19 protein-coding genes are annotated in these 20,362 nt (G+C 56.7%); 9 read left to right on the top strand and 10 right to left on the bottom strand.

Going from position 1 to position 20,362, the window contains the following annotated elements:
* The first annotated feature begins 13 nt into the window (after positions 1-13).
* From Q0835_RS11505 to Q0835_RS11465, 9 genes are read left to right on the top strand one after another with little or no spacing between them, the layout of a single operon-like run.
* Positions 14-1,093: a sugar ABC transporter substrate-binding protein gene (locus Q0835_RS11505; RefSeq protein WP_298822653.1), complete on the top strand. Its 1,080-nt coding sequence runs from the start codon at positions 14-16 to the stop codon at positions 1,091-1,093.
* Positions 1,094-1,148: 55 nt separating this feature from the next.
* Entirely contained in the window at positions 1,149-2,666 is a 1,518-nt protein-coding gene (locus Q0835_RS11500; protein ID WP_298961247.1) for a sugar ABC transporter ATP-binding protein, read from the top strand.
* Positions 2,659-3,624: an ABC transporter permease gene (locus tag Q0835_RS11495; protein WP_298822651.1), complete on the top strand. Its 966-nt coding sequence runs from the start codon at positions 2,659-2,661 to the stop codon at positions 3,622-3,624. Before Q0835_RS11500 ends, Q0835_RS11495 begins: the two co-directional genes overlap by 8 nt.
* Positions 3,621-4,565: an ABC transporter permease gene (locus tag Q0835_RS11490; RefSeq protein WP_298961244.1), complete on the top strand. Its 945-nt coding sequence runs from the start codon at positions 3,621-3,623 to the stop codon at positions 4,563-4,565. The genes Q0835_RS11495 and Q0835_RS11490 overlap by 4 nt, the downstream gene beginning before the upstream one ends.
* Positions 4,562-5,515: an SMP-30/gluconolactonase/LRE family protein gene (locus Q0835_RS11485; protein WP_298961242.1), complete on the top strand. Its 954-nt coding sequence runs from the start codon at positions 4,562-4,564 to the stop codon at positions 5,513-5,515. Before Q0835_RS11490 ends, Q0835_RS11485 begins: the two co-directional genes overlap by 4 nt.
* Before the next feature lie 8 nt (positions 5,516-5,523).
* Positions 5,524-6,414 (top strand): L-threonate dehydrogenase, encoded by an 891-nt coding sequence (gene ltnD, locus Q0835_RS11480; RefSeq protein ID WP_298961600.1) that lies wholly within the window; start codon positions 5,524-5,526, stop codon positions 6,412-6,414.
* On the top strand, positions 6,414-7,646 hold the full coding sequence (gene otnK / locus Q0835_RS11475; protein WP_298961239.1) for a 3-oxo-tetronate kinase: 1,233 nt from the start codon (positions 6,414-6,416) through the stop codon (positions 7,644-7,646). Before ltnD ends, otnK begins: the two co-directional genes overlap by 1 nt.
* Positions 7,643-8,290, top strand: coding sequence for an aldolase (locus Q0835_RS11470; RefSeq protein WP_298961236.1), 648 nt, complete (start codon positions 7,643-7,645; stop codon positions 8,288-8,290). The genes otnK and Q0835_RS11470 overlap by 4 nt, the downstream gene beginning before the upstream one ends.
* Positions 8,287-9,045: a TIM barrel protein gene (locus Q0835_RS11465; protein ID WP_298961233.1), complete on the top strand. Its 759-nt coding sequence runs from the start codon at positions 8,287-8,289 to the stop codon at positions 9,043-9,045. Before Q0835_RS11470 ends, Q0835_RS11465 begins: the two co-directional genes overlap by 4 nt.
* Before the next feature lie 143 nt (positions 9,046-9,188).
* On the opposite strand, the gene Q0835_RS11460 is transcribed toward Q0835_RS11465, so the two are convergent.
* From Q0835_RS11460 to Q0835_RS11415, 10 genes are all read right to left on the bottom strand, one after another.
* Entirely contained in the window at positions 9,189-9,944 is a 756-nt protein-coding gene (locus tag Q0835_RS11460; protein WP_298961230.1) for a DUF3750 domain-containing protein, read from the bottom strand.
* Positions 9,945-10,220: 276 nt separating this feature from the next.
* Complete coding sequence (locus tag Q0835_RS11455; RefSeq protein ID WP_298822644.1) at positions 10,221-10,619, bottom strand: RidA family protein; 399 nt, start codon at positions 10,617-10,619, stop codon at positions 10,221-10,223.
* Positions 10,620-10,764: 145 nt separating this feature from the next.
* Positions 10,765-11,952 (bottom strand): kynureninase, encoded by a 1,188-nt coding sequence (kynU, locus tag Q0835_RS11450; RefSeq protein WP_298961227.1) that lies wholly within the window; start codon positions 11,950-11,952, stop codon positions 10,765-10,767.
* The gene (gene kynA, locus Q0835_RS11445) at positions 11,949-12,788 is read right to left on the bottom strand and encodes a tryptophan 2,3-dioxygenase (RefSeq protein WP_298961224.1); all 840 of its coding nucleotides are present in this window, start codon (positions 12,786-12,788) and stop codon (positions 11,949-11,951) included. The genes kynU and kynA overlap by 4 nt, the downstream gene beginning before the upstream one ends.
* Entirely contained in the window at positions 12,785-14,404 is a 1,620-nt protein-coding gene (locus Q0835_RS11440; RefSeq protein ID WP_298961221.1) for an AMP-binding protein, read from the bottom strand. The genes kynA and Q0835_RS11440 overlap by 4 nt, the downstream gene beginning before the upstream one ends.
* 2 nt (positions 14,405-14,406) lie before the next feature.
* A complete protein-coding gene (locus Q0835_RS11435) occupies positions 14,407-15,561 on the bottom strand; it encodes an acyl-CoA dehydrogenase family protein (protein WP_298961218.1) in 1,155 nt (384 codons plus the stop codon).
* Positions 15,561-16,361, bottom strand: a complete 801-nt coding sequence (locus Q0835_RS11430; protein WP_298961597.1) for an enoyl-CoA hydratase family protein — start codon at positions 16,359-16,361, stop codon at positions 15,561-15,563. The genes Q0835_RS11435 and Q0835_RS11430 overlap by 1 nt, the downstream gene beginning before the upstream one ends.
* 2 nt (positions 16,362-16,363) lie before the next feature.
* The gene (locus Q0835_RS11425; RefSeq protein WP_298822638.1) at positions 16,364-16,837 is read right to left on the bottom strand and encodes a MarR family transcriptional regulator; all 474 of its coding nucleotides are present in this window, start codon (positions 16,835-16,837) and stop codon (positions 16,364-16,366) included.
* Complete coding sequence (locus tag Q0835_RS11420) at positions 16,834-17,577, bottom strand: SDR family NAD(P)-dependent oxidoreductase (protein ID WP_298961215.1); 744 nt, start codon at positions 17,575-17,577, stop codon at positions 16,834-16,836. Before Q0835_RS11420 ends, Q0835_RS11425 begins: the two co-directional genes overlap by 4 nt.
* Positions 17,574-19,868: a bifunctional salicylyl-CoA 5-hydroxylase/oxidoreductase gene (locus Q0835_RS11415; RefSeq protein ID WP_298961213.1), complete on the bottom strand. Its 2,295-nt coding sequence runs from the start codon at positions 19,866-19,868 to the stop codon at positions 17,574-17,576. Before Q0835_RS11415 ends, Q0835_RS11420 begins: the two co-directional genes overlap by 4 nt.
* Between the last annotated feature and the right edge of the window lie 494 nt (positions 19,869-20,362).

The following is a 20,362-nucleotide window of genomic DNA, read 5'->3' as shown; positions in this document are numbered from 1 at the left end:
TTGGGAGGACATGATGAAGAACCTACTTTTGAGCGCGACATTCTTGCTCGCCGGTGTTGGCACCGCATTCGCGGACACTTATCGACCCGAGTGTTTCGTCCCCGCTCCGGAAACATCCACGATTTCCTATGATGCGAAGGAAGGCCCCTACAAGCTGGCCTTCGTAAACGGTTTTGCGGGCAATGACTGGCGCATTCAGGCAATCCAGTCCGCCAAGGCTTGGGCTGATCGGCCAGAGAATGCGGGCAAAATCGACACATTCTCCATCGTGTCGGTCGGAAACGACAGTGCGGCCCAGATTGCAGCCATCGACAATTTCATTGCGGCCGGCTACGACGCGATTACCTTCATCGCAGTCAATCCGACTGCCTTCGAACCTGTAATCCGGCGCGCCGAACGCGCAGGAACGATCCTCGTTCCCTTCGACAACGTACTCGACACGGACAAGGTCGTTCAGGTCAACGAAAGCCAGAAGGAACTGGGTGCACTGAAAGCGCAGACGGTCATGGACATTCTTGGCGGCAAAGCCGAGAAAATCCTGATGGTGAATGGTCTGCCTGGCAACGCGACTGACCGGGATCGCCGCCTCGGCATGATGAGTGTTCTGGAAAAGGTCGACGGATTGGAAATCGTCGAGGTTGTCGGCAATTGGGACACCGGCACGAGCCAAAAAGTGGCCGCTGATGCGCTCGCGACCCACGGGCAATTCGATGCAGTCGTCTCTCAACATGGATCTGCCGGAACGATCAACGCGTTGCAGTCCGCCGGTCATCCGATCGTCCCCATGGGTGTTGATGGTGAAAACGGCGTTCGCATGCTGATGGACGAACTTGACATTCCCGGCGTATCGGCGAGCCAGGCACCTGCCATGTCCGCAATCGCTCTTGAAGCGGCAGTCGCTCTTCTGGAAGGCAACGAACTGCCGCAGACAATCTACCTGCCGATTCCTCAGGTCAAAGCAGACGAATTGGAGGCCGGTGTGAACTATTTCCCGGACCTGCCTAAAAGCTTCAATACCGGCACAGGCTATGCGGAGTGCTTCACGCCCTTCAGCCCTGAAGAAATCTCCGGACAAAATCCAAGCAACACATAATTCATAATGGTCCGGCGGCACCATCATGTGCCGCCGGACAACTTGGAAAAATCCGATGACAGACCCCGACAAGCCCCTGCTGCGCATGCAGGACATTTCGATGCACTTTGGCGCAACGAAAGCATTGAACAACGTCGACTTCGCCTGCAAGCCATCCGAGATACACGCGATACTCGGTGAAAACGGCGCAGGCAAATCGACACTCATGAAGCTTATTTCTGGCGTATTGCAGCCAACCGGGGGGCGCATCATTCTGGATGGCCAGGATGTCAGGCTAGCAACCCCACGCGTTGCTCAGAACCTCGGGCTTGTATGCATGTTCCAGGAACTGTCCCTGGTTCCTGATCTGACCGTTCGGGAGAATCTGCTTCTGGGTGCGCCTGGAAGCGGCCTTGGATGGCTCCGTTCAGACGCACTGGTCAAGGCGCGGGACGTTCTGGACCGGATCGATGGCGGTCACATAAAAATGTCGGCTAGAGTGTCCGATCTGACGCTGCCATCTCGACAACAGGTGGAAATTGCCAAGGCACTCATGCGCAAACCAAGATTGCTCATCCTGGATGAAGCGACTTCAGCACTAAATGCGTCTGTTGTGACGAAGGTCTTCGACTTGATCCGCGCCGAGCGAGACCAGGGATCAAGCGTCCTGTTCATCTCCCATAGATTTCACGAGATCGAGGCACTGGCCGATAGAATCTCGGTCTTTCGGAACGGAGAGCGCGTCGAGACTTTCGACAATGGAGATCATTCCTATAACGAAATCATCAACATGATGGTCGGACAGAGGATCGACGAACTGTTTCCACCCAAACCTCCGGCACGCGCAGATGCAAAGGAAGTGCTGAAGGTTGAGAATTTTTCATGGGACGGACGCGTTACGGATATCAGCCTGACGGTTCATGAAGGGGAAATCGTCGGGCTGGGCGGTCTTGATGGCCAGGGGCAAGGAGCATTCCTGATGGGCCTTTTCGGTCTGCTGCGAACTGCCGAGGGCAAGGTCACAGTGGCTGGGAAACCCGTTTCCGTCACGAGCCCAAAGGCCGCGAAGCAGCCGGACATCGCATTGGCCTTCATTCCCGAAGACAGGAAAACCGAGGGTTTGATCCAGGACCAGAGTATTTTGGAAAATTTGCAGCTGGCTGCAATCGGATTGAAGGACCTGGACGCCTCAAATCCAGACCTTTACCAGGATACGCTTGAGCGTCTTGAACTCAAACATGGCGGCCTGGAATTGCCGGTTTCATCGCTTTCCGGCGGCAATCAGCAGAAGGTTGTGCTGGCAAAATGGCTTGCACTCAAACCCAGGTGCCTCCTGCTCGCAGACCCGACACGCGGCATTGACGTGAAAACCAAGACACAGATTTACAGCATGTTGCGCAGGCTCGCCGATCAAGGCACTGCAATCCTTCTTCTCAGCACGGACTACGAAGAACTCATCCAGCTTTGCGACGAGACTCATATTTTCTATGCAGGCCGGTTGGTCAGCTCAATGAGAGGGGACGACATGACAGCGCAAAACATCATTGCGGCGTCGCTGAACGTCACCGAAAAACGCAAGGTGGTTCATGCTTGATTACATCCGTGCCAACCGGCGTGAAGTCATAGCGGCAGTTGTTCTGCTGGTGCTTCTGTCGCTCTACCTGGGCACGCATCCGCGCGGAGCCTCCACTTATGTAATGACGATCTGGGCAAACCAGTGCCTGATCCTTGGGTTGGCGGCGATCGCACAATTTTTTGCGGTCGTCGTACGCGGGATCGACCTGTCGGTTGGTGCGGTGATTGCGCTTACTAACACCCTGGCCTCGCACCTACTCGATGGATCGGCAGGAGCAATAGGTTTCGGTGTCCTCGCCGTGCTCGCTGCCGGTGCCCTATGTGGCCTGCTGAATGGTCTCATCATTGTTTTCGGCCGCATACAGCCAATTGTGGTCACACTGGCAACAGCATCAATCTTTGTCGGTGGTGCCCTCATGCTCAGACCGACCCCCGGCGGTGCCGTCAACTATGATCTGGCGGATGCCATTACACTTGATATTGCAGGCATTCCGACCGCGCTGATCATTTCCGGGTTGCTGATCTTCGCCTTCTGGTTACCCTTTCGCAGAACCGGGCTCGGACTTGGGCTCTATGCGCTCGGGTCGTCAGAGCAAGCAGCGTTTCAATCCGGGATCAACACGCGCCTTGTACGCATTGCTGCCTTCACACTTGCAGGTCTTTTTGGCGGAGCCGCCGGGCTTTACTACAGCTTTGTCACGACAACCGGAGATGCGGGAATTGCCGCGAACTTCACCCTGAATTCCATCGCAGCCGTCGTGTTGGGCGGAGTGCTTCTGCGAGGTGGGGTCGGGTCGCTAATTGGAGCATTGGCTGGCGCTTTCATTTTGAAAACAATCGCTTCGCTGATGTTCTTTTCCGGCATTCCTTCGCTGGCGCAACCCCTGTTTGAAGGGCTTATTTTGGCCGCTGCGATCGCGATTGGCGGCGCAGATGTCCTTCGTACCCGCAACAGGTTGGAGGTCTTTGGCCGATGAGCCGCACAATCACACCTGACAGCATGATGCCCTATTTCGGGACCGTGGTCCTCATCCTGGCGGGAAGCCTGTACTTCCCGCAAATCCTGACCTTCGACTACTTGAGCCAGCAGCTACAGATCGCAGCGTTTCTCGGCCTGCTCGCAACTGGTGCGACGATCGTTATCCTGCTCGGGCACATCGACCTTTCCGTACCATGGGTGCTGACCGGGGCGGCAATCCTGTCCACGGCCCTGGTAGGGTCAGGCAATCCCGTCCTGTCGGCGCTGGCGGTACCGGCCGCCCTCGCCTTCGGAGCGCTAATCGGTGTCGTCAATGGCATAGGCGTCGCCATATTGCGCATTCCCTCGATGGTTTGGACATTGGCTGTCAATTCCATCCTGCTTGGACTTGCAGTGCTCAATACCGGCGGTTTCAATCCAAAGGGCGAAGCCAGTCAGCTCATGGTATCCATGGCCTCTGGCAACGTATTCGGCCTGCCCGTCAGCTTCCTGACATGGATGGCTGTCAGTCTTGCAATCGTTGCCTTTTTGACCAGAACGCCGTTCGGCCGCTACCTGCGTTCAATCGGCTACAACGAGAAGGCGACCTTCCTGTCAGGTGTCTCGACGCCGAGTGTTGTCTTTGCGGCATTCGCGCTCGCTGGCATGTGTTCGGCATTGGGGGGTGTCCTGCTCGCCGGTTACGCGAACCAGGCCTATCAGTCGATGGGGGACCCCTTTCTTCTTCCGACAATTGCCGCTGTCGTCATCGGCGGAACGTCTATTCTCGGCGGACGTGGTGGGCTGTTTGGCACAATTGGCGGCGCATTGTTCATAACGTTGCTGACATCGATACTTTCCGTGATGCAGATCGGAGACGCCTGGCGGAGCATCGTCTTCGGGGTGATCATCCTTGCTATGCTTTTGTTCCAGGCAATGAGAAAAGGTGCACGATCATGAAGCCCGGCTATGTCACGGTCGACGCGCGTTTCAAAAGTTTTGTCGACACATCGACTGCACCCGATGTAATCGCAACGGATTGCACCTGGACGGAAGGTCCCGTCTGGCTTTCTGACGGTCTCTTTTTCAATGATATTCCGGGCAAACGCATGTTGCGATGGACCGAAGACAAAGGCGTGTCGATTGCTCTTTCGAACAGTGAATTCGCAAATGGCAACACGCTGGACCCGGCGGGAAACATGGTGTCATGCGAACACGGCGGACGGCGGGTTGTCCGGCGGCAAGACCCTTTTGATTTGAACTCTGCGGAGACAATCGCCGACAGTTTTGAGGGCAAAAGCCTGAACTCTCCAAATGATGTCGTTGTTCGTTCCGACGGTTCCGTCTGGTTCACCGATCCACCCTACGGCATAAATTCGGATGTTGAAGGATACCCGGCCGAAAGCGAACTCGACGGCTGCCACGTATATTGCGTGTCGACCGACGGAAGTATCCATGCGGTCGCAACGGATTTCGACAAACCGAACGGCCTGGCCTTTTCACCAGATGAGACCAAACTCTATATCGCCGATTCAGGTGCCATCCGTGGCGCAAGTTTTCCCGGAATAGACTACAATCTGCCTCATCATATCAGGGTCTTCGACGTCGACGGACCCAGGCTGAGCAACGGTCGTGTCTTTGCCGTGGTTGCGCCAGGCATTCCCGACGGGTTTCGCGTTGATCATCAGGGATTTGTCTGGACTTCGGCCCTTGACGGCATTCACTGCCTTTCACCGGAAGGCGCCCTCATCGGCAAGATCTTGTTGCCCGCGCAGACATCAAATATCTGTTTCGGCGGACAAGACGGCATGACAATGTTCATCACGTCCTCCGACAAGGTTTACCGGGTTCACAGCCACCGCAGGGATGCCGCCCATGTGCTTCGCGAAAAGACTGGGAGGTCCGTATGACCGGGTCGATGAATGTTGCCGTCGTTGGCCTTGGATCCATGGGTTTTGGTATGGCCCGATCATGTCTTCGCAAGGGCTATCAGGTCTTCGGGTCTGACATTGTAGGCGAACGCATGGAAAGTTTCCGAAAAGAGGGTGGTGCAGCCGACGAAGTCGATACTGTTGTCGCGGCGCTAGACGCAGTCGTGGTTGTGGTTCTGAACGCCGATCAGACCGAAACCATTCTGTTTGGGGAGGCAGGACTTGTACCGAAATTGAGGTCAGGTGCTGTGGTTGTCGCCTGCGCGACCGTGCCTCCTGATTTTGCAAGGAGCATGGAGAAGCGCTGCCAGCATCACGGTGTCCATTATCTTGACGCACCCGTGTCCGGCGGATCGGTCAAGGCAGGTGAAGGCAAGCTCGCCATTATGGCAGCCGGCACGCCCGAAGCGTTTGCTGCCGCTCAGCCGGTGCTGGAGGCCACAGCTGAAACGGTCTTCAAACTGGGGGACGAGGCAGGTTCCGGATCAGCGATGAAGGCAGTCAACCAGCTTCTGGCCGGTGTGCACATAGCGGCAATGGCAGAAGCCATGACATTCGGCATGACACAAGGCATCGATCCGCAGAAGTTCATCAACGTCATCAGCAGATGTGCTGGAACAAGCTGGATGCTTGAAAACCGGGCACCCCACGTGGTTGCAGGAGACTACACACCGCACAGCCAGACCGTCATCTGGCCGAAGGATCTTGGTATCGTGCTGGAAGCAGCGAAAAGCTCCGGTCTTGAAGCGCCGATTACGGAAGCAGCCCTGGGTCAATACAAAAAAGCAGTTGCGATGGGCCTGGGTCACGAAGACGACGCGGCTATTACGAAAGTCTATGCCCGGAGCGCCGGATTGCAGTTGCCGGGAGAAGGCTGATGCGGCTGGGATGTATAGGGGACGACTTCACAGGCTCAAGCGATCTGGCCAACACGCTCGCAAAACAGGGCATGCGGGTAACACAGTATTCCGGCACGCCGCGTACCGACGCTGCCGCGAGTGTTGAGGCAGGCGTTGTTGCACTCAAAAGCAGGTCGATAGATCCAGACGATGCCGTTGCGCAGTCTCTTGAAGCTCTGGATTGGCTGAAATCGCAGGGCTGCGAACAGTTCTTCTTCAAATACTGCTCAACCTTCGATTCGACGCCAGAAGGCAATATTGGTCCTGTGACCGATGCACTTGCAGAAGCGCTCGACGCGCAAAAAGTAGTAGTCTGCCCTGCGTTTCCCGGTACTGGCCGCTCCGTCTATCAAGGTCATCTGTTCGTGAACGATGCGCTCTTAAGCGAATCTGGTATGCAGGCGCATCCCCTGACACCAATGACAGATCCTGACATCCGGCGCTGGCTGGCGCGGCAATCGCGTTTTGCTGTCGGGCATGTAGCCGCACAGCACGTTCAAAGCGGCGTTGACGTCATCCGGCAAAGACTGGAAAGCGAGCACAATTCCGGCAAACGATTGATCGTGATCGATGCGATCCGGGACGAAGACCTCATCGAAATAGGTAAAGCCTCAAACGACTTGCGGCTCGTCACGGGTGGTTCTGGGGTCGCGCTGGGATTGCCTGCAAATTTCGGCTGCACGCCCTCAAGAGTGCCGTGGACCGCCCAACCGGGAAAATCCATTGTTCTTTCCGGTTCCTGCTCCCTGGCCACACGTCGCCAAGTACAGGCACATAGCGCGCGACATCCTGCGCAGGAGATCAACGCAGCAGCGGTTATTGATGGACACCTGACGGCAGAGGAAACGGCTGAGTGGCTTCTTGGCAGCAACGGTATTCCAATGGCTTTCAGTTCCGCAGATCCCGACAGTGTGACCGACATCCAGGACACCTACGGCCGAGACCGTTCAGCAGCGGCGTTGGAAACCTTCTTTTCCGACGTTGCCCGTCTTGCGCGCGCAGGCGGTGTTACTCGGATCATCACGGCAGGCGGAGAGACCTCAGGTGCCATTGTTGAGGGTCTTGGGCTGGAAACACTGGAGATCGGCCCTGAAATCGACCCTGGCGTCCCTGCACTAAGGGCGGGACCTGAACTTGTGGTCGCTCTGAAATCCGGCAACTTCGGTTCTGACGACTTTTTCGAGAAAGCGGACCGGATGCTTCAGGGATGAGTGAAGCGGCCTTAAGGGAACAGATATGCCTTCTCGCCCGTTCGCTCTTTGAGCGCGGTCTCACCCATGGGTCTACCGGCAACATTTCGGCGCGAACTGAAGATGGTGGCCTCCTGGTTTCCCCGACCGGAACAAGTTTTGGTCGTCTCGATCCGGCTCGACTGAGCAAATTCAATGATAAGGGAAAGCAGATCGAGGGTGACCGTCCGACAAAGGAAATGCCGCTGCACACGGCATTCTACGACACGCGCTCGACTGCAGGCGCCGTAGTGCACCTGCATTCCTGTCACTCCGTTGCCCTTTCCATGCTGCCCGATGTTGATCCGGAAAACTTTCTGCCACCGCTGACGCCATACGCGATCATGCAACTCGGCAAGGTGAAGCTGTTGCCGATTTTTGTGCCGGGGGATCCGGCGATGGGTGAGGCTGTCCGGGGGCTGGCCGGCAAACGCAGCGCTGTCATGTTGGCCAATCACGGGCCTGTCGTTGCGGCAAAAGACGTAGAAGCTGCATGCAATGCAATAGAGGAGCTTGAAGCGACCGCTAGACTCACCCTGTTGCTGCGCGGAGAACAGCCAATCCCCCTCAACAAGGAACAAGTTCATGCGGTCGTTTCCAAATTCGATGTGGAGTGGGATGATTGACTAGCTTTTCGGCAAATCTCGGCTTCTTGTGGGCCGATCGCGCCCTGCCGGCGGCAATCCGTGCTGCCAGGTCACACGGTTTCGATGCCGTTGAATGCCATTGGCCTTATGAGACACCAGTGCTCGATGTAATGGCCGCACTGGAGGAAACGGGACTCAAGATGCTCGGCTTGAATACAAGGCGCGGTGATGTCTCGAATGGAGATAATGGTTTTGCTGCGCTTCCTGAGAGAGAAGATGAGGCGCGGGCAGCAATTGACGAAGCAATCGATTATGCGGACCGCACCGATACCGCCGCAATCCACGTAATGGCCGGGAAAGCGAGCGGACCAAAAGCGCAAGCCACCTTTTTGAAAAACCTTGACTACGCGGCGACACGCACCAACCGAACCATCTTGATCGAACCGTTAAACCGGCATGACGCACCGGGATACTTCTTGACGAACACCACACAGGCAAGGGACATCATCACCAAGCTCGCCGCCCCGAACCTGAAACTCATGTTCGACTGCTATCATGTTGCACGCAACGAGGGCGACGTGCTTTTCCGGTTGCAGGACCTCTTGCCTATTGTCGGTCATATTCAGATTGCCTCGGTTCCTGATCGCCGAGCGCCAGATCACGGCGAACTGCACTACCCGACTGTTTTTTCCAAGATTGCTGACATTGGCTGGAAGAAACCAATCGGCGCCGAATACAAACCTTCGGGCGATACTGAAGAAGGTCTCGATTGGATGAAACGCTATAACAGTTAATTGCTGAACAATGGACCTGCAGCCCCTATACACTCTGTTTCAATACCATCATTAGCAACTGTGCCAGGAGAAGTCAGGTTTTGGCAGATGCTCCAACAAAGACCCAGCTGCCTCTCCAGCCCTCGCTTTGATGCTTTCAACGATCAAGTGCTCGTGGACGGAAACTCGACACGCCCGACCATGGGGAGCTTCAGGGAGAAATCCTTGACGTCTATTCCATAGGTCAGGCCAAAGAGATTTAACTCAACCCCCTCCTCCCAGGCGACCAAAAGCCCAAAAAGCCCCAAGACGGACAGTTGATATCCTGTGCCGCTTGGAGCCTTGTCCCAAAACCCGCCTTGCAAGAAATCCTTGCCAACGGCCGTCGGAGGTAAGTCAAGTCGCAGCTCTGGAACCACTCGGCCCAAATGGGCAATGAAAGTGTTTGAGTTGGGACCAGGCCAAACAGTATAGCGGTCATCATATTGGTAGCTGCGGATGGTCTTCAGAAGCCGTGGGATCGCGGCCTCAGCCTCGTCACCGTGAAGTTCTGCAAGCAAGCGTGGTGCTGATCCGAACCAGCGGCTGTCCGGAGCCCGGCTTGAAGAGGATACGGCTTTCCCGCCATAGCGCACCCGCCACCCCGTCACTTCATAGGTCGTGAAGTGCGCTGCTTCCGGTTCTTTGATGGATATCCAGCTGTGGACACCGAAATAGCCGCGCCAGCTGAAAGCCCTGGCAGAATAAACTTGAATGATGGCTTGCCGTTCCAACAGCGGGTCGGGCGCAACACCAAGCGGTGCCCTGCTGGCGCTGCTCCAATGAGCAGAAGTCGTTTGCACGCCCGAAAATACGACAAAGAGGCCAAGGCCGAGATTGAAAAGCAGAAAGCCCGTAAACCAGACGAAGATCCGACGCATTGAGTATCCAACAAATCCTATCTGACTGACCGAGATGAAGATCTAGTCCTCGCGAGACAGTTGTCCATAGTACCGGTCGACCGAAGCACCCCATTCAATCCTGGCGGTTCGTTTTTGTAAAATCACGAAGCCTAAAACTTGCGTCAGGTGAGCACCTGAAAATCATGCAGCCGCTCCAACCTAATGGGTTTCCGATATTGCCAGTTTAAGAAATTGCGCCTTCGGCAGACCAATGAGCTTTGTCTTCATCAAAACGAATGGTGGATCCAACTTCGGTTACCGCCTGACAAACGCCGTCGCCTCAATCTCTATGACGGCTTCGTCTTCAATGAGGTCTTTGACCACGAGCATTGACATGGCCGGAAAGTGTTTGCCGAAAACGCGACGGTAAACCTCGCCGACCTCGCGCTGTTTAGCCAGATATTCGGTCTTGTCCTTGATGAACCATGTCAGGCGTCCAATATCGGAAATCTCGCCGCCCGCCGAGGTGACGATGTCCACAATATTGGTAAGCGCCTGCTCCATCTGGGGCAGAAATCCACCAGGTGCAAAGCGCTTGTCCTTGTCCCAACCGATCTGTCCGCCAATGTGGAGCGTCCCGTCCGGCATCAGCATCCCGTTCGCATAGCCGAGTGCTTTCGCCCAACCTTCCGGGTGAATGACTTCAGGTTTCATATGCAGGTCTCCAGGATGCTCCGTTTGCGCTCGCCATCAGGTGCATGCCCACGGGCAATGCGTCCAGCACGAAATGCGCCCTTGTCGCGGTTCAACGCGCAGCCAATCTTTTCATCTATCCGCAATTGTCGCCTGGTATCAGTCATCAGGTTACACGCGATTTCGTCTGATACATCGGGTCCCGCCAGAGTTCTCCGACAATCACCTCTTCAAGAATTTTCGCGGCTGCAACAACATCTTTCTCGTCGAGATAAAGTGGCGTGAAACCGAACCGCATGATGTCAGGTGCACGAAAGTCACCGATCACTCCCCTGTCGATCAGGGCCTGCATCGCCGCATAGCCATGTTCAAACGCGAAGGATACCTGACTGCCGCGCAATGCGCCCTCGCGTGGGGATGCAAGCTTGAGCACCGGACAACGTCGTTCCACTTCGGCGATGAAGCACTCCGAGAGATCCAGCGAAGCCCTGCGGATGTCACCCATATCGACGCCGTTCCAGGCGTCGAGCGCCGCATCGAGGATCGACAACTGAACAACCGGAGGGGTTCCTACACGCAACCGCTCTGTTGACATGGCCGGTCGGTAGTCCGGTTCCATTGCAAACGGTGCATCATGTCCCATCCAGCCCGCCAGGGCTGGCTCGACGCTTTCGACCAGGTCCGGCCGAGCATAGATAAACGCCGGAGCACCCGGCCCCCCGTTGAGATATTTATAGGTACACCCAACAGCAAACTCGGCCTTGGAACCGGCAAGATCCAGAGGCACAGCGCCTGCACTATGTGCCAGATCCCAGATCATGACGGCACCTGCCGCGTGGGCCTTTTCCGTAACCGCTTTCATGTCATGAAGGCGGCCAGAACGGTAATCGACATGCGTGAGCATGACTGCCGCGACATCTTCGGAAATGTGGCTCATCACGTCTTCCGGAGCCGGGGCGCACAATTCATAGCCCTTGTCGACGGTGTTCATCAGACCTTGAGCCATATAGAGATCGGTTGGAAAGTTTCCGGCATCCGACAGGATTACCCGGCGCTCAGAACGCATTTTCAAGGCAGCAGCCAACGCCTGGTAGACCTTGATCGACAATGTATCGCCCGTCGCGACAGAACCCTCAGGCGCACCGATCAAGCGGGCAATCCGGTCACCAACACGTTTGGGGAGCGCGATCCAGTCGGCCGTGTTCCAGGCCCGGATCAGCTCCTTGCCCCATTCTTTCTCAATCACATCGCCAGCACGTTCCAACGCCCCTTTCGGCAAGGGGCCAAGAGAGTTGCCGTCGAGGTAAATGACATTGGCCGGAATGTCGAAGAGCTCTTTCTTCGGCAGGCTCATAGTTCACCTCTCAGATGCCAGAGTTCGGGAAAGAGTTCGACTTCGAGCATCCGCCTTAAATACGCAACCCCGGACGTGCCGCCGGTGCCGCGTTTAAAGCCGATAACCCGCTCAACAGTCGTGACATGGTTGAAGCGCCAGCGGCGGAAATAATCTTCCATATCGACCAGTTTTTCGCCCAGTTCATAGAGCGTCCAATAGCTATCAATATTCTCGTAAACCAGCTTCCAGCGTGCTTGAATTTCAGGATGCGCCTCATGCGGTTCTTCCAGCTGCGGCGCCGGAACATTGTCCTCATGACCGTCCAGTGTCCGGAAGAGCAGGCGGACGACTTCATCGTAAAAGCTTGGCCGGGCGAGTTCGGCCGACAGCTCCTTGTGGATTTCCGGCAAATGCGCATGGGGCTTCAGCATATTTGGATTCCGGTTGCCGAGCACATATTCGATCATCCGGTACTGGTAGGACTGAAAGCCCGATGACGGACCAAGAGTTTCACGAAACAGCGTGTAGTCAGCCGGCGTCATCGTGCGCAGCACATCCCACTGATTGTTGAGCTGTTCGAATATCCGGCTGACCCGGGCCAGCATCTTGAACATCTTGGCCGTGTCGCCTGTTCTTAAAGCCTCACGGGCAGCTGCCAGTTCATGAATGATCAACTTCATCCAGAGTTCGGACGTCTGATGCTGAACGATGAACAGCATCTCGTCATGCGCGTTGCTGAGGCAATGCTGCTGCGACAGGATCGTATCAATATGCAGATAATCGCCATAGGACATGGCATCTGAAAATCCCGTCCTGGCGCCGTCTTTTTCCGGATCATAGGCTTTGCTGCTCATGACGCTGTCCTGAGGCGGAACCGCTGGATCTTGCCGCTTTCGGTTTTCGGCAGCGCATCGGCAAAAACAATACTGCGCGGATATTTGAACGGGGCAATCGTTGCCTTGACGTGATCCTGCAGCGCTTTGATCATGAGATCGGACGCTTCGTGATCAGCTCCAAGGACAACATGGGCCTCCACAATTGCGCCGCGGTCTGCGTCAGGGACACCGATCACGGCACACTCGGCAACGGCTTCGTGCGACAGCAAGGCCGCCTCGACCTCAGGTCCGGCAATGTTGTAGCCGCTGCTCAAAATGATGTCGTCATTGCGCGCGGCGAAATGAAAATAACCGTCTGCGTCGCGGGTAAAGGCGTCGCCGGTAATGTTCCAGCCATTCTGGACATATTCCGTTTGCCGTTCCCCTTTGAGGTATCGGCAACCTGTTGGCCCGCGCACGGCAAGCCGTCCGACGTCACCGGTAGGAACTTCGTTACCGTCGGGACCGACCACCTTGGCTTCATAGCCCGCAACGGGCCTGCCGGTGCAGGCCGGCCGGTGATCTTCAAACCGGTTGGTGATGAAGATATGCAATAGCTCGGTCGAGCCTATGCCATCCAGCATCGGCTTTCCTGTCTTTGCCTTCCATTCCTCATAGACCGGAGCAGGCAAGGTTTCGCCGGCCGAAACGGCAGCACGCAGCGAAGTCAGATCCGCCCCCTCATCCATGGCGCGCAGCATGGCCCGATAGGCGGTCGGCGCGGTAAAACAGACGGTCGCGCGGTATTTTTCGATGATGTCGACCATATTCGGCGGCGTCGCCGCTTCCAGAAGTGTTGCTGCCGCACCGAACCGCAAGGGGAAGATCGCCAGCCCACCGAGACCGAACGTGAATGCAAGCGGCGGCGAGCCGACAAAAACATCCTGCGGGCCGACATCCAGCACTTCCCTTGCATAGGCGTCCGCGATGATGAGCAAGTCCCGATGGAAATGCATGGTGCCCTTGGGCTCGCCAGTTGACCCGGACGTGAACCCAATGAGCGCCACATCGTCCCGGCTGGTTGCGACAGCTTCGAACTGCACCGGCTTTTCCAGCGCCAGCCGGTCGAGTTCGGCATCGTGATTGGATGTTCCGTCAAAACCGACCACCGTCTTCAGATGAACACTGCCTTTCGCGCAGGCTGTCATCTCATCCATCAGCCTTGTATCGCAAAGCGCATGAGTGATCTCGGCCTTGTTGACATACTTCGTCAGCTCACCAGCCCGCAGCATCGGCATCGTGTTGACGACGACCGCACCGGCTTTGGTCGCCGCCAGCCAGCACGCCACCATTGCCGGATTGTTGGCCGAACGGATCAGAACCCGGTTGCCGGGCTTGAGTTTCAAATCCTCCACGAGCGCGTGCGCCAGACGATTGGTCCAGTCGGATAGCTCTTTATAGGTGCGCCGCCGTCCGTTGCCGATCAGCGCCGTGTGATCGCCAAAGCCCTTTTCGACCATCCTGTCGGTCAGTTCCACCGCCGCGTTGAGACGTTCGGGATAGTCAAATCCATCCAGCAGAAAGTCCGGCCAGGTGTTCGTCTCGGGCAAATTGTCCCGCGAAAACGTGTCGATATGAGCAGAATGTTGGAGCATGATCACATTCCCTGTTGTTCGGCGAGGGTCTGTCTGGCGATGACCACCCGCTGGACGTCCGACGCGCCTTCATATATGCGCAGAGCCCGGATTTCGCGGTAGAGCCTTTCAACGGTTTCGCCTGAGCGAACCCCGTCTCCGCCGTGAAGCTGCACGGCCTTATCGATGACCTGTTGCGCCTGATCGGTTGCAAAAAGCTTGGCCATCGCAGCTTCGCGGGTCACGCGCGGTGCGCCTGCATCCTTCGTCCAGGCAGCACGGTAGGTCAAAAGCGCTGCGGCATCGATATCAAGCGCCATATCTGCGATATGCCCCTGCACCATCTGCAACTCTGCTAGCGGCGCCCCTTGAACATGACGGCTGGAAACACGCTTGAGAGCTTCATCCAGCGCCCTGCGCGCAAAGCCCAGCGCGGCCGCCGCAACCGTCGACCGGAAAACATCCAGGACCGACATCGCAATCTTGAAACCCTGACCGGGCTCGCCGATCAGCGCTGATGCGGGAATGCGGCAGTTCGAAAAACGAAGCCGGGCAAGCGGGTGCGGGGCCAGAACATCCAGCCGCTCCATAATCTCGAAGCCGGGCAGTCCGGTAGGAACGATAAAAGCGGAAAGCCCCCTTGCACCAGGAGCTTCACCTGTGCGGGCAAAAAGCGTGTAGACATCGGCAATTCCGCCATTGGAAATCCAGGTTTTTTCACCCTCGAGGATAAAATGCTCTCCGTCCCGGGTTGCCGTCATGGTGGAATTCGCAACATCCGAGCCCGATTGCGGTTCGGTGAGAGCAAAAGCGGAGATAGCCTCACCCGCCCGGGTTTTTGAAAGCCATGCCGCTTTCTGGTCAGGTGTACCGAACAGTGAAATCGCTCCGGTACCCAGTCCCTGCATGGCAAAGGCAAAGTCCGCCAACCCGTCATGACGGGCCAATGTCTCACGGATCAGACACAGGCTTCTGACGTCAAGCTTGCCCTCATCCGAGGAGCTAAGGTTCAAAAAACCGGCATGTCCGAGATCCTTGACGAGCCGACGGCAGGTAGCATCGGTGTCGCCATGATCAACGTCCGAAAGATGCGCGCCGGCCCATCCCTCAAGCTTCGCGGAAAGCGCGCGATGACGATCTTCAAAAAACGGCCAGTTCAAAAAGCTCTTGTCCGCCATCAGTCACCCTCAAATACCGGTTTTTCTTTGGCGACAAAGGCATGGTAAGCCCGGTGAAAGTCCTGTCCCTGCATGCAGATGGCTTGCGCCTGCGCTTCGGCTTCGATGGCCTGTTCAATTGACATGGACCATTCCTGGGCCAGCATTGTCTTGGTCATCATGTTGGCAAAGCCAGGACCGTCGGCGATGCGCCTCGCCAAGTCTCGTGCTGTCGCAAGCAGGTCGTCCCGCTCGACAATGCGGTTGAAGAAGCCCCAGGCATGCCCTTCCTCAGCACTCATCGATCGCCCGAGATAAAGCAGTTCCGCGGCACGCCCCTGCCCGATGATCCGGGGTAGGATTGCGCAGGCGCCCATATCGCAGCCCGCAAGCCCGACACGGTTGAACAGGAAGGCCGTCTTTGCCTCAGGTGTCGCAATCCTGAGGTCCGACGCCATGGAAATGATTGCACCAGCCCCGGCACAGACCCCGTCGATTGCGGCGATGACGGGCTTGCCGCAATTGACCATCGCCTTGACCAGATCCCCTGTCATGCGGGTAAAGGCCAGCAACTCTTTCATGTTCATTTTGGTCAGCGGGCCAATGATGTCGTGAACGTCACCACCTGAGGAAAAGTTGCCGCCGTTCGGCCCGAAAACGACTGCCTTGACATCATCGTCATAGTGAAGCTCGCGAAACCAGTCGCGCAGCTCCGCATAGCTGTCGAATGTCAGCGGGTTCTTGCGGTCCGGACGATTGAGCGAAACTTCTGCAATCCCGTCCGCAACCGAGCAATTAAAGTGCTGAACGTCGCTCCGCATGGTCACTTGCCCTCCTCAAGCGCTTCGCTTAACCGGTCGAGGCGGCCGATCATGCCGTCCACGTCCTCAGAGTCGAGCCCACTCAGAATTTCGTCGATCCAGGCCTCATGCACTTCTGCATGCTCGGCAAAGACGTTCTGTCCTTTCGGCGTCAGCCGAACAAGGTTGGCGCGCCGGTCGCCGGGCACTGCAACCCGCAAGGCCAGGCCTTCCTCTGACAGCTTGTCCACGATGCCGGTGATGTTGCCATTGGAGACCCGCAGCATTTGCGAGATTTCGCTCATCTTCAGCCCGTCGGGTGAGCGCGCCAGCGCGGACATCACATCAAAGCGCGGCAGCGTCCAGTTGAACTCATTGCGCAAGCGCCGCCTGATTTCGTCCTCAATCAGGCTGGAGGCCTTGAGCAGTTTCAGCCAGAGCCGCAAGCGTGCCTTCGAGACAGATTGCTCTGCTCCAGTGAGAGCCGGTTCGTTCATACTTCTCCTCCCGACAAGGCAATTGCCTGTCCGTTCACCGACCGCGCAGCATCAGAACACAACCACAGCGCAGTTCCAGCGACTTCATCAGTTTCGATGAACCGTTTTTGCGGATTGCCCGCAATAAGAGTTGCACGCGCCTCTTCCGCGCTCAGACCCGTCTTTCGAACGATGATTTCAATCGACCGTTCAAGGAGCGGCGTTTCCACGAAGCTTGGGCAGATCGCGTTGACGGTCACACCCGTCTGGCCAAGCTCGATCGCCAGCGAGCGGGTCAAGCCGATGACACCGTGCTTGGCCGCACTATAGACCGCCACATAAGGATACCCCTTCAACCCGGCGGTGGAGGCAACGGCAATCATGCGCCCCCAACCGGACGCTTTCATATCGCCCAGCGCGGCCTGCCAAAGATTGGCAACGCCAATCAGATTCACCGCCAGCATTGACTGCATCTGATCTTGAGACAGTTTTGCGAAAGGCACGCTTTCAACGGCACCTGCATTGGCAACGGCAACGGAAATCGGTCCGTTTTGCTGCCGGGCAGCGTCCAGTGCCTTCGCAACAGCCTCCGCGTCGGTGACATCGCACAGCTGGTAAGAAAGACCCTGCGCCTTCAACGGCTCCTCACGTCGCCCCAATATCGTAACGCGCGCGCCTTGCCGATTGAATGCCTGCGCCGTTTCGGCACCGACACCGGAGCCGCCGCCGGTCACGACCACATGTTTGCCTGCCAGCGTCATACCCGGATTGCCTCTGCTTCACGGTCCGCAAGCCGCCAGGCCTGATCGCGCCCGGCAAGATAAGGTGGCTGCCAGACGGCCTGCCGGTCACCGATCTTCGCGCCTTCATGCAAGGTCCAATAAGGGTCGGCCAGATGCGGTCTGCCGATGGCGATCAGATCGGCGCGTCCGGCCATCAGGATCGAGTTTGCGTGATCGGCCTCATAAATGTTGCCGACCGCCATCGTGGTGATGCCTGCCTCATTGCGGATCCGGTCGGAAAACGGCGTCTGGAACATGCGTCCGTAAATCGGCTTTGCCTCCGTGCTGGTCTGACCGGCGGAGACGTCGATCAGATCCGCCCCTGCTTGCTGAAATGCGCGCGCAATCTCGACGGCTTCTTCCGGCGTTACCCCGTCATCACCGGCCCAGTCATTTGCGGAAATGCGCACGGACATCGGCTTGTGTTCAGGCCAGACACGGCGCATTGCGTGGAAGACTTCAAGCGGGTAGCGCAGCCGGTTTTCCAGGCTGCCGCCATAGTCATCCCTCCGGGTATTGGAGAGCGGCGAAATGAATGAAGACAGCAGATAGCCATGGGCAGCATGTAGCTCAATCATGTCGAACCCGGCCCGCTCTGCCATCTCGGCTGCGGCAACAAACTCCGACTTGATCGCCGCCAGATCGGCTTCGGTCGCTTCGCGCGGTACAGCATTTTCTTCAGACCAGGCTAGCGCCGATGCCGACACAAGGTCCCAGTTGCCGGACGCCAAGGGCTTGTCCATGCCTTCCCAGCCGATATTGGTGGAACCCTTGCGGCCTGAATGACCGATCTGGCAACAGATCCTGGCCTCGGTCTCGCCATGCACGAAATCCACCAGACGCTTCCAGGCAGTCTCATGTTCCGGCGCATAAAGACCTGGACAGCCCGGCGTAATCCGGCCCGTTTCTGAAACACAGGTCATTTCGGTATAGACAAGCCCGGCTCCACCTTTCGCGCGTTCGCCGTAGTGGATCAGGTGCCAGTCTGTCGGGCAGCCGTCGACGGCCTTATACTGCGCCATCGGCGAAACGACGATCCGGTTTTTCAGCTCCATCTGGCGCAGACGGAATGGCGCAAACATCGGTGCGCGCACCGACGCATTGTCCGGAACACCGGATGCATGCTGAAACCACTGCTCAGCCGAACGCAGCCAGTCCGGATCACGCAGGCGCAAGTTCTCGTGCGAGATACGCTGCGAGCGCGTCAAAAGCGAATAGTTGAACTGCACCGGGTCAAGATCGAGATAGCGCTCGACATCCTCAAACCATTCCAGCGAATTGCGTGCTGCGGACTGAAGCCGCAGCACTTCCAGCCGCCGCTCTTCCTGATAGCGTCCGAAGGCTTTCTCAAGGGCCGGTTCGCTGTGAATGAGGTCGGCCAGCGCAATGGCGCTGTCGAAGGCAAGCCGTGACCCGGACCCGATGGAAAAATGCGCCGTTGCCGACGCATCGCCCAACAGAACCACATTGCCGTGGTGCCACTTTTCGCAAAGCACCCTCGGGAAGTTGATCCAGACCGCCGACCCGCGCAGATGGTCGGCATTCGACATCAGCTTATGCCCGCCAAGATGCGCCTCAAAGGTCTTGCGGCAGGTTTCGACGATCTCTTCTTTCGACATCCCGTCAAAGCCGAAATTGGCGTAGGTCTCTTCGGTGCACTCGACAATGAATGTCGCTGTCTCATCATCGAACTGGTAGGCATGCGCCCAGATCCAGCCGTGCTCGGTCTTCTCAAAGATAAAGGTGAAGGCGTCGTCGAATTTTTGGTGCGTGCCAAGCCAGACGAACTTACACTTTCTGGTATCGATTTCCGGCTTGAAATGCTCCGCATAGGCGCTACGCACGCTTGAATTGATGCCGTCACAGCCAACGACCAGATCATAGTCGCGGCGATAGCTTTCAATATCGTCAAACGGCGTCTCAAAGAGCAGTTTGACGCCCAGCTCACGCGCACGCTCCTGAAGCAGAAGCAGCATCTGCATACGGCCGATCCCGGCAAAACCGTGACCGCTGGAGACTGTGCGCACGCCGTCATGTACTACGGCGATATCGTCCCAATAGGCAAAGTGATCGCGTATGGCTTCAGCGCTTTTCGGGTCGTTCGTTGCCAGGTTTTCCAGCGCATCGTCCGACAGCACGACACCCCAGCCAAACGTGTCGCTCGCCCGGTTGCGCTCAACGACAACGATCTCGTGCGAAGGGTCCCGAAGCTTCATCGAGATCGCAAAATAGAGCCCGGCAGGCCCACCGCCCAAACACGCCACCCGCATTGATTGCACCTCCCGAATTTCGAGCGCTCCCGCGCCACGGATCGACACGAGTTAACGTAACTCAGCTCACAGATATTTCAAGCTTGAAATTTATAAGATTAAATTATTTTGATTCATTGCTCAAACACAGACATGGTCTTGACCACCGAATGTTTTGGACAAGGGCACATCCGAGGAAACGGAGCGCCATGGAAAACGGGGCCAGAACAAGCGAGGGCAGCGCCGGGCAAAGCTCTCAATCAAACCTAGAAGAAAGCAAATTTTTCAGAGAAATGAAAACCCTTGTAACCGCTACGTAAGATTGAAATCTGCAACCCTAAAGTTCCCATATTTCCGCCAATTTTGAAATTTTGACAATTCAATATCAATTTTAAAGTGCGTAATTTTTAATATTTACAACCAACATAACACATGCCACCGTGCACTCAGAAATACAACTTATTGACGAAAACTTGAGAGTGGCGGGGGCTGTTTTGGTTGAGAATTCTTCTTCG

This window comes from uncultured Roseibium sp., assembly GCF_947499295.1.
In the GTDB taxonomy this organism is placed as follows: Bacteria; Pseudomonadota; Alphaproteobacteria; order Rhizobiales; family Stappiaceae; genus Roseibium.
Note: the sequence above shows the minus strand (reverse complement) of the source record. Positions and strands in the feature narration are given on the sequence as shown.